The organism is Syntrophothermus lipocalidus DSM 12680, from assembly GCF_000092405.1.
Taxonomy (GTDB): Bacteria; Bacillota; Syntrophomonadia; order Syntrophomonadales; family Syntrophothermaceae; genus Syntrophothermus; species Syntrophothermus lipocalidus.
In genome coordinates, this window is record NC_014220.1 from 975,788 (window position 1) to 991,200 (window position 15,413).

The 15,413-nt window shown below is 50.9% G+C and carries 15 protein-coding genes; all 15 read left to right on the plus strand.

Features of this window, described 5'->3' with window-relative positions; all coding sequences use genetic code 11:
- Positions 1-62 precede the first annotated feature (62 nt).
- Positions 63-1,163, plus strand: coding sequence for a DNA-processing protein DprA (dprA, locus tag SLIP_RS04650; RefSeq protein ID WP_013175124.1), 1,101 nt, complete (start codon positions 63-65; stop codon positions 1,161-1,163).
- Between the two features lie 533 nt (positions 1,164-1,696).
- The gene (gene topA / locus SLIP_RS04655; protein WP_148216515.1) at positions 1,697-3,778 is read left to right on the plus strand and encodes a type I DNA topoisomerase; all 2,082 of its coding nucleotides are present in this window, start codon (positions 1,697-1,699) and stop codon (positions 3,776-3,778) included.
- Between the two features lie 24 nt (positions 3,779-3,802).
- Entirely contained in the window at positions 3,803-5,101 is a 1,299-nt protein-coding gene (gene trmFO, locus SLIP_RS04660) for a methylenetetrahydrofolate--tRNA-(uracil(54)-C(5))-methyltransferase (FADH(2)-oxidizing) TrmFO (RefSeq protein ID WP_041432729.1), read from the plus strand.
- A 27-nt stretch (positions 5,102-5,128) separates the two neighbouring features.
- Positions 5,129-6,049, plus strand: coding sequence for a tyrosine recombinase XerC (gene xerC, locus SLIP_RS04665; protein ID WP_013175127.1), 921 nt, complete (start codon positions 5,129-5,131; stop codon positions 6,047-6,049).
- 5 nt (positions 6,050-6,054) lie between these two features.
- Positions 6,055-6,588, plus strand: coding sequence for an ATP-dependent protease subunit HslV (gene hslV / locus SLIP_RS04670; protein ID WP_013175128.1), 534 nt, complete (start codon positions 6,055-6,057; stop codon positions 6,586-6,588).
- Positions 6,589-6,601: 13 nt separating this feature from the next.
- Positions 6,602-8,005, plus strand: a complete 1,404-nt coding sequence (hslU, locus tag SLIP_RS04675) for an ATP-dependent protease ATPase subunit HslU (protein ID WP_013175129.1) — start codon at positions 6,602-6,604, stop codon at positions 8,003-8,005.
- A gap of 31 nt (positions 8,006-8,036) precedes the next feature.
- Positions 8,037-8,819: a GTP-sensing pleiotropic transcriptional regulator CodY gene (codY, locus tag SLIP_RS04680; protein ID WP_013175130.1), complete on the plus strand. Its 783-nt coding sequence runs from the start codon at positions 8,037-8,039 to the stop codon at positions 8,817-8,819.
- 139 nt (positions 8,820-8,958) lie between these two features.
- Positions 8,959-9,375 (plus strand): flagellar basal body rod protein FlgB, encoded by a 417-nt coding sequence (gene flgB, locus SLIP_RS04685; protein ID WP_013175131.1) that lies wholly within the window; start codon positions 8,959-8,961, stop codon positions 9,373-9,375.
- Position 9,376: 1 nt separating this feature from the next.
- Entirely contained in the window at positions 9,377-9,814 is a 438-nt protein-coding gene (gene flgC / locus SLIP_RS04690) for a flagellar basal body rod protein FlgC (protein WP_013175132.1), read from the plus strand.
- A 14-nt stretch (positions 9,815-9,828) separates the two neighbouring features.
- Positions 9,829-10,146, plus strand: coding sequence for a flagellar hook-basal body complex protein FliE (gene fliE / locus SLIP_RS04695; RefSeq protein ID WP_013175133.1), 318 nt, complete (start codon positions 9,829-9,831; stop codon positions 10,144-10,146).
- A 30-nt stretch (positions 10,147-10,176) separates the two neighbouring features.
- Positions 10,177-11,715: a flagellar basal-body MS-ring/collar protein FliF gene (fliF, locus tag SLIP_RS04700; RefSeq protein ID WP_013175134.1), complete on the plus strand. Its 1,539-nt coding sequence runs from the start codon at positions 10,177-10,179 to the stop codon at positions 11,713-11,715.
- Positions 11,716-11,719: 4 nt separating this feature from the next.
- Positions 11,720-12,727, plus strand: coding sequence for a flagellar motor switch protein FliG (gene fliG / locus SLIP_RS04705; RefSeq protein WP_013175135.1), 1,008 nt, complete (start codon positions 11,720-11,722; stop codon positions 12,725-12,727).
- A complete protein-coding gene (locus SLIP_RS04710; protein ID WP_041432732.1) occupies positions 12,720-13,544 on the plus strand; it encodes a FliH/SctL family protein in 825 nt (274 codons plus the stop codon). The genes fliG and SLIP_RS04710 overlap by 8 nt, the downstream gene beginning before the upstream one ends.
- Positions 13,522-14,865 carry a flagellar protein export ATPase FliI gene (gene fliI, locus SLIP_RS04715; RefSeq protein ID WP_013175137.1) on the plus strand — a complete coding sequence of 448 codons (1,344 nt, stop codon included), beginning with the start codon at positions 13,522-13,524 and terminating at the stop codon, positions 14,863-14,865. The genes SLIP_RS04710 and fliI overlap by 23 nt, the downstream gene beginning before the upstream one ends.
- Entirely contained in the window at positions 14,866-15,327 is a 462-nt protein-coding gene (fliJ, locus tag SLIP_RS04720) for a flagellar export protein FliJ (protein ID WP_013175138.1), read from the plus strand.
- Positions 15,328-15,413: the final 86 nt, after the last annotated feature.

Genomic DNA, 15,413 nt, shown 5'->3' on the forward strand with positions numbered 1-15,413 from the left:
CTGGAAAGGAAAAGGTTTACGGTTATAGGGCATATCATGGATGAGGCAGGTTGTACTCGGGGATGAAAGAAGAGGAGCTGGCATACTTTCTTGCGATACACGCGGTTACTTTCGCGGGAGCGCGAAAGATGCAAGAATTAAAGGACTACTTCGGCGGGTTTCGCGAGGTGTGGGAAGCTGAAGCGGGGGAACTGAAGGCTTTTCGGTTTTTGCCCGGGAAGCTGGATGCTCTGCTGGCTGCCCGAAAAAACCTGGATCCCCTAGCCTACCGTGAAGTTTTGTACAGCAAGGGATATAGTATTAGGACAATTTTTGACAAGACCTATCCCGAGGCCCTCAGGAGTCTGTATGACCCTCCAGCAGTTTTGTACGGCTGGGGGAAGGTTGAAACCCTCGATCAGCAGGCCATTGCAGTCGTAGGGGCAAGGAAACCATCTCCTTACGGGCGGCAAATTGCACGTTCGATGGCTACGGATCTGGCCCGAGCCGGCTTTTGGATAGTCAGCGGCATGGCCCGCGGAATCGATACCGAGGCTCATTTGGGAGCGCTTGAGGCCGGAGGACGCACGGTAGCAGTCTTGGGCAGCGGCATTGACGTGGTGTACCCGCGAGAAAACAAGGGTTTGTACTCCCGCATTGCGGAGACCGGAGTAGTTGTCAGCGAGTTTCCTCCTGGAACACCTCCTGAGCCCAAGAATTTTCCTATTCGTAATCGGATAATTTCAGGATTATCGAAAGGCGTGCTGGTAGTGGAGGCTCGAGTCAAAAGCGGAGCCCTTATCACAGCAGATTGGGCCTTAGATCAAGGGCGGGATGTGTTTGCAGTGCCGGGGCCCATAACCAGCCGGTTGAGCCAGGGCACGAACAACCTTATCAAGCAAGGAGCCAAACTTGTCACAACTGTCGAGGACATTTTGGAGGAGTACCAGCTGGTGTTAAAAGATACTGAAACAGGCGCTTTACCACTTGGTGACCTGGATAGGAGTTCGGAGTTCGATATGGTACTTGATCTACTGGGGACCGAACCGGTACACTTGGATCAGTTGGTCAGGCTTAGCGGGCTTACCCCGGGGCAGTTATCTGGTATGCTGCTTGAACTTCAGATTCGTGGAATAATCGAGGTTTTACCCGGTAACTATTTTATAAGGCTGAGAGGATCGTGAAGATGGTGCCAACGGCCAGTGCAAATAAAGGCAGACCTTTATGACTCTTATCCTAGTCACCACTAGAGAATGAAAATGCGACTGTGGAGGAGTGTTAGCCGGGCGAAGCGACGTATGACGAGCCGTTGCAACACACGGCGAAACTGAGGGCTGCGAAGCGGAGCGAGAAACAGGAGGTTTCGAGCAGCGAGGGACTGAGTTCCGGCACTCAGGATGAGTCTGGCTTGGGAGACCTTTTCGTAAGCAGCGATTTCCCGGAGCATGCCATTCCCTGAGTGCCGGACGAATCCCGAGCGGTCCGCCTAGTGCCGCCCAAGAAACCGAGCAAACATGAGCTTAATAAGTCAAACCTTCCTTGGTTTCTTGGATAAGCGGCACGCTGTAATAGATTTTAGCCGGCAGCCTAGCCTGCGCAAGCAGGCGGCTGCCGAAGAGAGCCGATGTGTTGCAGGCGAGGAGTCTTGGAGCGAGCTGGCTAACACTCCTCCCGCCAATCGATTTCCGGGGAAGATTATTGGATGAGGTGATTATTCTTGGGAGATAGAGTGCTGGTAATAGTGGAGTCAGCTGCCAAAGCCAAGACCATAAGCAAGTTTCTAGGACGGAACTACAAGGTGCTTGCTTCCGTGGGGCATGTTAGGGATTTGCCCAAGAGTAAGCTGGGAGTGGATGTTGAACACGGGTTCACTCCTCAGTACGTGACTATTCGGGGAAAAGGGGAAATACTCAAACACATCAGAGAGGAGTCAGAGAAATCGTCTCGGGTGCTACTGGCTACTGACCCTGACCGGGAAGGAGAGGCTATTGCCTGGCACTTGAGTCAAGCCATGAATCTCAAGGATAAGAACCCTTGCCGGATAGAGTTTAATGAAATCACCAAAGATGCGGTTACCCGGGCGGTCAAGAAACCGAGGCCGATTGATATGAACAGGGTTAATGCCCAGCAGGCCCGAAGAGTGCTGGACCGTCTGGTCGGTTACAGCTTGAGTCCTTTGCTTTGGAATAAGATCAAGAAGGGCTTGAGTGCAGGAAGGGTGCAATCAGTGGCTTTGAGGCTCATCTGCGAAAGGGAACGCGAGATAGAATCCTTCGTTCCTGAAGAATATTGGACCATAGAGGGAGAATTCGCTGCAGGAAATAAGGCTTTGGTTGCCCGCTTGGTCGCGCGGGGGAGAGAGAAGCTAGAGATCGGCAGCCGCGAGGCTGTCGACGCGATTTTGGCAGAATTAGAAACTGCTCGATTTACCGTGAGCAAGGTAGAAAAGAAAACCAAGAAAAAGAACCCGGTGCCTCCTTTTATTACTAGTACCCTGCAGCAGGAAGCCTACAAAAAGCTCGGTTTTACTGCTAGCAGGACCATGAGAGTGGCGCAGGAACTGTACGAAGGGCTATCACTTGGGGAAGGAGGCACGGTTGGTTTAGTGACTTACATTCGTACCGATTCCAGCCGGGTTGCCGAAGAAGCGCAAAAAGAGGCATTAGACTTCGTGGAACAAACTTTTGGGAAAGAGTACCGGCCGGAGAAACCAAACGTGTATAAATCAAAGAAAACGGCTCAGGACGCTCACGAAGCCATAAGACCTACTTCGGTTTGGCGCCAACCGGAAAGGGTCAAGACCTTCTTGACCAGGGATCAGTACCGGTTGTATAAACTCATCTGGGAACGGTTTTTGGCTAGTCAGATGGCCCCAGCTGTTTACGATACCGTGACTGTGGAAATAACCGGCGGGGGATACGTTTTTCGTGCCTCTGCTTCGAATCTCAAGTTTCCGGGTTATCTGGCCGTGTATCAAGAGAGCGAGAACGAGGAAGAGGATGAGAAAAGAGCGATACCTGAGGTTCAAGAAGGGCAGGAGCTTGTAGCCCGGGGCTTTAAGCCCGAACAGCACTTTACTCAACCTCCGCCCCGTTACACCGAGGCCAGTCTGGTCAAGATGCTGGAAGAAAAGAATATCGGGCGGCCGAGTACGTACGCACCGATTGTTGATACTATCCTGCGCCGGGGATATGTAGAACGAAAAAACAAGCAGTTTGTGCCCACAGAGCTAGGGTTTATCGTAGTGGATCTTTTGAAGGATTATTTCCCCGAGATCATGGATGTAGAGTTTACCGCCAGCATGGAGGAAAACCTGGACCGGATAGAGGAAGGAGAACTGAACTGGCAAGAGACGGTAGAAGAGTTTTATGTTCCGTTTTCTGATAAACTGCGGAAGGCAAGTAGTGAGATTGAAAAAGTAGAGCTAAAACCAGAAGAAGCCGGAAAAGACTGTCCGGTTTGCGGGAAACCCATGGTTATCCGTAACGGGCGCTATGGCCGGTTTCTTGCGTGTTCCGGGTTTCCAAAATGTCGTTACACGGAATCGGTAAACGAAGAAACAGGGATTACCTGTCCGCAATGCGGGAGAAAAGTAATAGCTCTAAGAACCAAGAAGGGTCGACGTTTTTACGGGTGTGAAGGATACCCACAATGCGATTTTCGATCCTGGAACTTGCCTACGGAAAAGAAATGTCCTCAGTGTGGCGGGCCGATGGTTAGGAAAAGAGGCCGGGGCCAAGAGTACCTGGCTTGTACCAGCAAGGAATGCCGTTATGAAGAAAAGGAAGCGAGGATGTGAGGATTGACAAGAACCGAGGAGGTAATGGTGGTTGGTGGTGGCCTAGCTGGGTGCGAGGCCGCTTATCGGATCGCCGAGAGCGGGATCAGGGTCAGGTTATGTGAGATGCGTCCTGTTCGAATGACTCCCGCTCACCAGACGGGTTACCTGGCTGAATTGGTTTGCAGTAATTCCCTAAAGTCTGAGGACCCGGCAACTGCCCAAGGCTTACTGAAGGCTGAGATGAGACTGTTGGGGTCTTTGCTGCTGGATTGTGCTGAGGACTGTCGTGTTCCTGCGGGGTCGGCTTTGGCCGTAGAACGAGAGCTTTTTGCTGCTAAGGTAACCGGGATCATCCGTTCCCATCCTCTTATTCGGGTAGAAGAAAGAGAGATTACCTGCATTCCCGAGGAGGGTATTACTATTATTGCAACCGGACCGTTAACCTCTGACCGGTTAGCGGCATGGATAAGGGATGTTACCGGAGAGGACAACCTTTATTTTTACGATGCGGTAGCACCGGTGGTGACTGCCGATAGCTTGGATTTTTCAAAGATATTCCGAGGGTCGCGGTACGGAAAGGGTGGGGATGACTACCTAAACTGTCCCCTAACGGAAGAAGAGTACCGAAGGTTTTACCGTGCCCTGGTCGAAGCAGATGTCCATGAAGGCCATCCGGTGGATAAAGGGCTCTTTTTTGAAGGATGCATGCCGATAGAGGTCATTGCTCGCCGGGGGGAAGCGGCTTTATGCTTCGGCCCGATGCGGCCGGTGGGGCTTGAGTCGGGTGATGGTAAACGGGTGCACGCGGTTGTACAACTTCGACAGGAAAACCGAGAAGGAACTCTTTACAGTTTGGTTGGCTTTCAGACCAGGCTGAGGTTTAAAGAGCAGGAAAGGGTGTTCAGGTTGATTCCAGGACTGGAGAAAGCGGAGTTCGTGCGCTATGGGGTTATGCATCGCAACACCTACATCAACAGTCCCCGGTTACTCGAGCCAACCCTTGCATTCACACCAAAAGATGGCGTGTTCTTTGCCGGGCAGATTACCGGGTGCGAGGGTTATATGGAGTCCGCCGCTACCGGGATTTTGGCAGGGCTGAACGCGGTGCGTCTCGCGGCAGGCAAGCCCTTACTGGTTTTACCGAGGACTACCATGATAGGCGCTTTGTGCCATCACATCACCTCCGCCTCTGGTGACAGGTTCCAGCCAATGAACGCTAATTTCGGTCTACTGCCTCCCTTAGAGGAGAAGGTTAAAGGGCGAAGGGAAAGGTATTTGGCGTATAGCAAAAGATCGCTTCGTAGTCTTCAAGAATTTGTTGATAAAGCGGAGTTAGGCTGAACCAGAGCTCGATATGAAAGGGACTGAGTGGGCTTAGTGTTATTGTCGCACGTAAAGAGGTTCCTCGAACACCTCGAGATTGAAAAAGGAGCATCTCCCTTGACTCTGGCGGGCTACAGATCGGATCTCGAGCGTTTTGTGGCTCACTTCGCGGATAAAAGGGGTATCGGGCCGGAAGAAATCGGGTTTGAGGTTCTTGATCCCCGAACGGTCAGGGAGTATCTGGCTCATTTACAAGAATGCGGGCTAAAAAGGTCAACCATGGCCCGCAAGGTGGCGGCTTTAAGGTCGTTTGGCAAGTATCTGTGCAGCTCCCAGATCATCGAGGTTAACCCGGTTGCCACCGTATCCACGCCCAGAAGGGAGAAGAGACTGCCGCGTTTTCTCTACTCGCAAGAAGTGGAAGCTTTGCTGGCAGCACCTGATGGGGGTGATGTTTTGGGATTGCGAGACCAGGCCATACTGGAACTTCTATACGCTACTGGGATCCGGGTAGGAGAGTTGGTGGGCCTGGATTTACCTGATTTCGACGCAGAAGAAAGGTTTATCAGGGTAATGGGCAAAGGGAGCAAAGAGCGGATAGTACCCGTGGGAGCAAGGGCGGTTGAGGCCATGAACAGGTACTTGAACAGCAGCCGCCGGGTGTTGGCGGCTAGAAAACAGGGAACTGAAAACGCGATTTTTTTGAACCGGCACGGTACAAGGTTGTCGGCAAGGGGGGTAAGAAACATCGTGAACCGGTATGTAGAAGAAATTGCCTTGCGGCTAAAGATCAGCCCGCATACCCTGCGTCACACCTTTGCTACTCATTTGTTAAACGGTGGGGCGGACCTTCGCTCTGTGCAGGAGCTCTTAGGCCATGCCAGATTGTCTACAACTCAGGTCTATACTCATGTTACCGCTGAGCGGTTAAAGAACATTTACGACGACAAATTTCCCCGGAGGTGATGGGCATGTTTCGGGCAACTACGATTGTAGCAGTCAAGAAAGACGGTGAGGTTACCATAGCGGGCGATGGGCAGGTTACATACGGACAGACCTTCGTGCTAAAGGCCCAGGCCAAAAAAATACGAACATTATACAACGGTAAGGTGTTGGCAGGGTTTGCCGGATCCGTAGCCGATGCCATCACTCTTTTCGAAAGGTTTGAGGACTGTTTACGCGAGAGTAACGGGAACCTCACCCGGGCAGCGGTGGAGGTAGCGAAGCAGTGGAGGACAGACCGGGTGTTAAGGAGGTTGGAGGCTCTTTTGATAGTGGCCGATAAGGAAAAGATGTTTCTGATTTCCGGAAGTGGCGAGGTCATCGAACCCGACGATCAGGTAGTGGCTATAGGGTCAGGAGGACCGTATGCCTTGGCTGCAGCCCGAGCCCTACTTAGGCATACGCAACTCTCCAGCCGCGAGATCGCGGAAGAAGCTCTGAGGATCGCGGCGGAGATATGTGTCTTTACCAACGGCAACATTTCGGTCGAACAACTGAAGTGAGAGGAGTGGGTGTATGGAAAACCTTACCCCCCGGGCGATTGTGGAAGAATTGGACCGTTACATCGTGGGCCAAGAAGCGGCTAAAAAGGCGGTAGCGATTGCCCTGAGGAACCGCTACCGTAGGAAGAAGTTGCCGGCGGAGATAGGAGAAGAGATATACCCTAAAAACATTATTATGATCGGGCCAACTGGCGTTGGAAAGACCGAGATTGCCCGCAGGCTGGCCAAATTGGTAAACGCTCCCTTTATTAAGGTGGAAGCTACTAAGTTTACCGAGGTAGGCTACGTAGGACGAGACGTTGATTCTATGATAAGGGATCTAGTAGAAACCTCTGTGCAGATGATAAAGAAAGAAAAGATGGCCGAGGTGGAAAACAAGGCTCGCAAGCTGGCTGAAGAACGAATAGTAGATTACATGCTGCCCTTACCCAAAAAGAGAGGATCCCAGGTGGTTAACCCGCTGGAGTTCTTGTTAGGCAGGACATCCTCGGAAACTGACAACCAAGACTCGGACATAGGACCCGGCTACGAGGACATAAGGCGACGGCGAGAAATACTATCCACCAAGATTGCCCGCATGGAGCTGGAAGACGAGCTGATCGAGATCGAGGTCGAGGAAAAACCCGTATCGTTTTTCGAGGTTTTTTCGGGAGCTGGCGTCGAGGAGATGGGAATCAACCTTCAAGACATGCTGGGCAGCCTGGCGCCCAAGTCGAAGAAAAAGAGAAAGGTGACGGTAGCGGAAGCGAGGAGGATACTTACCAACGAAGAGTCTCAAAAGCTGATTGACATGGATGAGGTGCAACGGGAAGCTGTCTACCGTGCCGAAAACTCCGGTATAATCTTTCTGGACGAAATCGACAAAATTGCTGGCCGCGAAACCGGCCACGGACCAGACGTGTCTAGAGGTGGAGTGCAAAGAGACATATTGCCCATTGTCGAGGGTTCAACCGTGATGACCAAGTACGGCCCTGTCAAGACCGATCACATTCTTTTTATTGCCGCAGGTGCTTTTCATATAACCAAGCCATCAGATTTAATACCTGAACTGCAAGGAAGGTTTCCCATCAGGGTAGAACTGACCAGCCTGACCGTTGAAGACTTCCGACGGATCCTCACCGAACCCGATAATTCCCTTATCAAGCAGTACGTAGCCTTGTTATCGACCGAGGGGGTAGATATTTCTTTTACTCCTGAAGCAATAGACTATATCGCGCAGGTTTCTTATGAGGTGAACGCCAGTACCGAGAACATAGGGGCAAGGAGGTTACACACCATCTTAGAGAAAGTGCTGGAGGATCTTCTGTTTGAGGCAAGTGAAATGGCAGGTCAAACGGTGGTTATTGATAAAGCTTATGTAGAGGCCCGGCTCGGTCCTATTATAAAGGACGAGGACCTGAGTCGATATATACTATAAGAGCGAGTAATTTGGGAGAGGAGGTAGGAGGTTGGCGGGGGTTAGTCTTTGGAAAAGGTGTCTCGGTTTGAGCGAGGTGACAGAGCAGCAAGACGAAGCACCGGTGGATTTTGGCCAGATGGCGGCTTTGATTGCGCAAAATATTGACTGTAACGTTTATATAGTGGGACGAAGAGGGCGAATCTTGGGGTGGTCCGTTGAGGAGGACAACGGCGATTTCCCTGAAATTGAAAAGTTGTTGGATTATGTCGAACGCTTCCCCGAGAGCTTTAACCGGGATTTTCTCAACCTGTCACAACCTTTGATCAACCGGCGGTTGGGGAGAAAATGTGTTTTTCGGATGAGAAGAACAGCTTGTGACTGCAAAGGAAAGGTATTCACTATAATTCCAGTTCAGGGCGGCCGGAGCAGGCTCGCTACCCTGGTCCTTTACCGCCGTGAACCAGAATTTTCCGAGGAAGAGCTGGTTCTGGGAAAAGTGGCAGCTCTCGTTATAGCCAATGAAATCATGTACCTGAAGTCCGAGAGACAAGAAACCGTTAGCCAGAGAAAGGCTTCGCTCGGAGCGGCATTAGCGGCTATTTCACAGTCAGAAAGAGAGGCACTTTATCACCTTTTGTCTGAGCTTAAAGGTAAGGAAGGGGTCTTGGTGGCTAGCCACGTGGCCGACCGGGTAGGGTTGACCCGGTCAGTAGTGGCCAGCGCTCTTCGCAAGTTTGAGAGCGCCGGCATCATAGAGTCTCGATCGCTGGGCATGAAAGGTACTTACATAAGACTTCTGGTAGACAATATATTGGACGAGCTTCGCGGTTAACAAAAGGAAATGTGACTAATCCGGGCAGGATTAGTTTTTTTTTTCAGAAATTTTTATAAGCGCTGCCGATGCCGGAAGGAATAATTACGGTAATTATAGAATTTTGTAGGAAGATCGGGCAAACATGGGAGGGATGGCGATGCTCGATAAGGTCATCGGTAACCAAAGGATAAACGTTTTAGAAAAAGCTTTGGACGGTGCGATGTTGCGGCAAAAGGTCATAGCCAACAATTTGGCCAACGTCGATACCCCAGGGTACAAAGCTATGGAAGTTACTTTTGAAGAACAGCTCAAGAATTCAATGAAAGAAGCGGGGAGCGAGTACAACTTGAAAACAACCCATCCCCGGCACCTCCAAATACCGAACATCTCGAGTTTCCAGGTGGGGATTAATGTTGCCGAAGGGTACACTTTCCGCAATGACGGGAATAGTGTAGATATCGACCGAGAAATGGCGCGACTTTCTAAAAATGTCGTTTATTACAATGCAGTGTCTACCAGTATGAGCGAAGAGTTTAAGCTGCTGCGGATGGCTATCACCGAAGGGAGGGGTTAGCTTGAGGTTTTTGAACGCCTTCGACATCAGTGCCAGCGGGATGACAGCTCAGCGTCTGAGGATGGATGTTATCTCCAATAACCTGGCTAACGTTAATACTACTCGGACCCCGCAGGGGGGCCCCTACCGCCGACAGATGGTTATTTTCGAAGCTCGTACTCCTAGCAAAGGGAACTTCAAGGATTTATTGAGTGCTTATATGGAAGGCGAGGGGGGGGTTCGGGTAAAAGCCATACGAGAGGACACCTCGCCTTTCAAAAGAGTGTATGATCCTGGGAACCCGGACGCTGATCAGGATGGATACGTAAACATGCCCAATGTCAACGTGGTTTCAGAGATGGTAGACATGATTTCAGCTACCCGGGCTTATGAGGCCAATGTAAGCGCAGTAGAAGCTACGAAAAGTATGGCGATGAAAGCCTTGGAAATCGGTAGATAAAGGGGTAAAAGTAAATGAAGATAGATACCGTTACTCTTAATACCCTTAAACCGCTTCAGCCGCCGAGTTGGGCCAAAAGCGGGCAAGACTCAGCTTCGGCAGCCGACAATAGCAAAAGCTTTAGCAGTTATCTGAAAGCTGCGCTGAACGAGGTTAACCAGTTGCAGGAAGAGGCCGGCCAGTCAGCCCTTAACCTGGCTACGGGAGGGGAAGCCGACGTTCACCAAACGATGATAGCATACGAAAAGGCGGCTTTGGCGCTTCAGTTGACCATTGAGGTCAGGAACAAACTCATCGAAGCCTACCAAGAAATCATGAGAATGCAGATGTAGACTCAACAGGCTGGATGACGGAGAATTGGTATGAACAGTTTTTGGGAGCGAGTACAACACTGGTTACAGCTGGCCAAGAACAGGTGGAGTCTGTTGACTCTTAACCAGAAGGTTCTCATCAGCGGGGCTGTGCTTCTTACTTTGGTATCGCTAGGAATGCTTTTGTCCAGCCAAACGGCCAAGAACTACGAACCATTGTATTCCGGCCTGTCGGTGGAAGATGCTGCTGCCATAACCAAAAAGCTCGATGAGCTGAAAATAAGTTACCGCTTGAGCGACGAAGGTAGCACCATTCTAGTTCCTTCTGAGCAGAAGTACCAGGTGAGGTTACAGCTGGCAGGGGAAGGGCTACCAAAGGGAACAGCCGGTTTTGAGCTGTTTCAGAGTACCAGTTTTGGTGAGACCGAGACTGACAAAAGGGTGAAGTATCTGACAGCCCTGCAGGGAGAACTGGTCAGGACCATCGAAAGCTTAGACAAGATAGAATCCGCTCGGGTGCACCTGGTGTTGCCCGAGCCGCGGCTTTATGTCGATCAAGAGGCGCCGGCCACCGCTTCGGTGGTGCTGAAGGTGAAGATTGGCGAGGAATTGACCAACAGGGAAATATCAGGGATTGTCCATCTCGTGGCCAACAGTGTAGAGAAACTGAAACCCGAAAACGTGGTGGTGGTCGACCAGTACGGTAATCTACTTTCCGCTGATATTCCCTCCGCTGATTCTATGGCCTCGGCCGAGTTGTCGGTCCAGCAGATGGCAGTTAAGAGGCAGCTGGAAAGGGAAAAACAGCAAGCGGTTCAGAGCATGCTGGATGCAACCCTGGGGCCGGGCAAATCAGTAGTGAGGGTTAACGCAGAGCTTAATTTCGATGAAGTCGAACAGTACAGCCAGGATTTTGACCCTGAACAAAGGGTCGTGGTGAGCAAGCATACGGTGGAAGAGTCCAACACCAGCAGTAACACGGGGGCTGCTGCATCTCCTGGAGTCGATACCAATGTTCCGACGTATCAAGGGACAGAAGGGCAAGGGACTTCTAGTTCTACCTCGGAAAAGACCGAGCAGACCGTCAATTATGAAGGAGATAAGGTGGAGACCAAAACCAAGGTTGCTCCGGGAGCAATCAAAAGGATGACGGTAGCTGTGCTGGTCGACGAAGGGTTTGAGTCAAAGCGAGAAGAAATAGTTGAGGCCGTCAAAAATGCTGTCGGGGCCGACGAGAAAAGAAATGACAGCGTGTATGTTAGCTTTATGAAATTTCAAACCCCAACTGAGGAGACTGCTCCTCCGGCAAGTACTTGGCAAAAGTATATGTTACCAGCAGGTTTGGGGGCCACGTTGGTGATAGCCGTTTTGCTGTTCTGGCTGGCTAGACGCAGGAAAGCACAAGAACAAGAAGGGTTTGAGGCTTTGGTAGACGAGGAGATACCTATTGAATCTTTGGTCGAACGGGAACTGACTCCGGAAGAAAGAGAAAAGCTCAAGATCCGCGAGGAGATCGATAAGCTTATAGATGAAAATCCCGCAGATGTGGCTCAGATAATAAGAACCTGGCTATTGGAAGAGAAGAGGTGAGGGAATGGTCAGGAAGGGTTTGAGCGGCAAGCAGAAGGCTGCTAATTTTCTTATTTTCCTGGGCCCGGAAAAGTCAGCCAAGATTTTCAAACACCTGAACGAGAGCGAAATTGAGGAACTTACTCTGGAGATAGCCAACGTTCGCAAGATTACCGGGGATCGCGTGGACGACGTTTTCCGCGAGTTCTACGAAATGGCTTTGGCTAACCAGTACATCGCCCAGGGGGGCATCGAGTACGCGAAAGAACTTCTAGAGAAAGCCTTAGGGCCCCAGAAAGCCGTAGAAATACTGTCCAGGATATCGGCATCGCTTCAAGTACGACCTTTTGACTTTGCCCGTAAGACAGAACCTGCGCAGTTATTGAACTTTATCCAGGCCGAACACCCGCAGACCATCGCTTTGGTGTTGGCGTATTTGGAACCCGAGAAAGCTTCGATTATTCTTTCCGCGTTACCGCCTGATAAACAATCGGATGTAGCGAGAAGGATAGCGTTGATGGATACGACTTCACCGGATGCGATTAAGGAAGTGGAGAGGGTGCTGGAGCGCAAGTTGTCTTCGGTGATCCCTCATGAAGTTACCAGTGCCGGCGGGGTTAAGTCTCTGGTCGAGATTTTGAACCGGGTGGACCGGGCTACAGAGAAGACCATACTGGAAGCTTTGGAAGTTCAGGATCCGGAATTAGCAGAAGAGGTTAAGAGGCTGATGTTTGTCTTCGAGGACATCGTCACCATGGATGACCGTTCGGTTCAAAGAGTGCTGCGTGAAGTGGAGTCTCATGATCTGGCATTGGCGCTTAAAGGGGCGAGTGATGAGGTCGCGACCAAGATATTTAACAACATGTCGAAGCGTGCTGGCGAGATGTTGCGTGAGGATATACAGTTCATGGGACCGGTACGTTTGCGCGACGTAGAAGAGGCGCAGCAACGCATAGTCAACATCATCCGCAAGCTGGAAGATGCTGGAGAGATTGTTATTGCCCGCGGTGGGGGTGACGAGATCATTGTCTAAGATCATCAAGTCAAAATACTTGGTAATTAAGGAGCCTCGGATGTTGAGCAATTTCGAACCGGAGTCAGGGAAGGGGCTAGCCGAAATAAGAAATAATGAGACCCTGGTTGAACCTGATAAGCGGGAACTTGAAGTGGAGGAGCTTCGCACAGAAGTGGCTGAGGTCATTAGAGAAGCAGAGGATATGGTAAAAGAGATCCTGGAAAATGCCCGGGCCGAAGCGCAGCAGGTAATAGCCTCAGCAGAGGAAGAAGCTGACAGGATAAAGAACCTAGCACGGCAGGAGGCAGAATTGATCAAAAAACACTCCTGGGAAGAGGGTTATCGCGAGGGACAGGAAAAGGCTTTCCAAGAGATAGAAGACTTAAGAAGCAAGACCTTGTTAGAGTGTCATCAGATGGTAGAAGAAGCAAGGAAGACCAAGGAATCTATCATCCGTTCTGCAGAAGAAGACATAGTGAACTTGGCTTTAGCCATAGCCCGTAAGATCATAGATAAGGAAGTAAGAGAAAATTCCGATATAATTATTAACCTAATACGCAGTACCCTGGCGATGGTTGGAAACGCGGGAAACTCAAAGATCCTGGTAAATTCCCATGATTTTGAGACTGTCGCGGAGAACAGATTTAGCCTCGCCAGCCCTGGCCAGGCTATCGAGCATTTGGAAGTTCAGCTTGATAACCGGATTACTCCGGGTGGTTTTATCATTGAAAGCGATGTAGGGATAGTGGATGCTCAGCTGGAAACCCGTATAAGTAAGGTGGCTGAAGCCTTGATGGGGGAAGCAGGAAACAGTGGGGAAAGTAACCACACTTGACTTGGACAAGTACCTAAAGGTTCTGGATAAGGTAAACCCCTTGGTTTTCAAGGGCAGGATATCTCAAGTAGTGGGGCTAACCATCGAATCCGATGGGCCCAGGGCCAGGATGGGAGAATTGTGTCTTGTTCGGAGCCCGGGCAGGAGTGACAAGCCCTTACGGTGCGAGGTAGTGGGATTCAAAGGTAATAAGACCTTGCTGATGCCCCTAGGAGAGTTAGATGGTATTGGACCTGGCAGCGAGATTGTGGCTACCGGGCAAACCTTCAAGGTCAGGGTTGGGCGCAGCCTGGTGGGGCGGGTTTTGAACGGGCTGGGAGAGCCTATAGACGGGGGAGGGCCAGTGGAGACAGAGACCACGTACCCCGTAATGAATCATCCGCCCGATCCTCTGAAAAGACGTCGGATAACTGAGGTGCTGCCAGTGGGGGTAAGGGCTATAGACGCCCTGGTTACTGTTGGCAAAGGGCAAAGAATGGGTATACTGGCCGGGAGTGGGGTAGGGAAAAGCACCTTGTTGGGTATGATAGCCCGTAACACCGAGGCAGACGTTAGCGTTATTGCTCTGATAGGTGAGCGGGGCCGGGAAGTCAGAGACTTTTTGGAAAGAGACCTGGGAGAAGAGGGGTTGAAGCGGTCGGTGGTAGTAGTAGCGACTTCGGACCAGCCTGCCCTGATCAGGTTAAGAGGGGCTTTTGTAGCCACTTCAATCGCCGAATTCTTCCGTGACCAGGGGTTGGACGTGTTGCTCCTAATGGATTCCCTGACCAGGTTTGCGTTAGCCCAAAGAGAAATAGGTTTGGCCATCGGCGAACCTCCTGCTACTCGTGGTTTTACGCCTTCGGTATTCGCGCTATTACCCAAGTTGTTAGAACGGGCGGGGGCTTCAGACAAGGGTACTATTACCGGGCTTTATGCGGTTTTGGTAGAAGGTGACGATATGAACGAGCCCATAACCGACGCTGTGAGAGGCATAGTTGACGGTCATATTGCTTTGACGAGAGAGCTGGCATCGCTCAATCACTTCCCTGCAATAGACGTTCTGGGCAGCATAAGCAGGGTAATGCCCGAAATAGTTTCGAGTTCTCACCTCGAGAGTGCGGGACGCTTCCGCAGCCTGTTGGCGGTTTACCGAGAGGCTAAGGATCTCGTCGATATTGGAGCTTATCGCCGCGGAGCCAACCCGCGCATCGACGAGGCCTTGGAATTGATAGACGGTTGCAACGCGTTTCTTCAGCAGGGGGTTTGGGAAAAAGCCAGTTTTAACGACACCGTATTGGAACTGGAACAGGTTGTAACTGGGCAAAGGCAGGTGCGTTAAATGAAGCGGTTCCGTTATCGTCTCCAGACCAAGCTGAACGTGGTTTCGAGAGAAGAAAGTATGGCCAAGGCGGAACTGGCCCGGCGCCAGCGGGAGTACCTGAAGCAAGTCCGATTATTACGAGCTTGGGAGCAAGAGTTGGAGTCGACGTACGACCGGTTGCGGAGCAAAGACGGTGCCGTAACCACTGTTCATGAGATCATTTCGGTCAAAGAATATGTGCCGGTACTCAGAGATAGGATCCGCTGGCAAAGGACAAAGGTAGAAAAGGCGCAGGAGGAAGTGAACCGGGCTCGAGAACGGTTGTACGAGATCATGAAAGAAAGAAAGGCTCTAGAAAAACTTAAAGACAGACGATGGAAAGAGTATTTGGTGGAGTTTCGCAAGCAAGAGCAGTTGGTTTTGGATGAGGTAGCGATGACCAGGTTTTGGCGGGGGCGGACAGAGGGAAGCAAAAAGTAAGAATTAAGAATGCAGAATTAAGAATTCAGAATGAAAAATGAAGAATGAAGAAGTGAGAAGTGAGAATTAAGAATTGAGAATTGAGA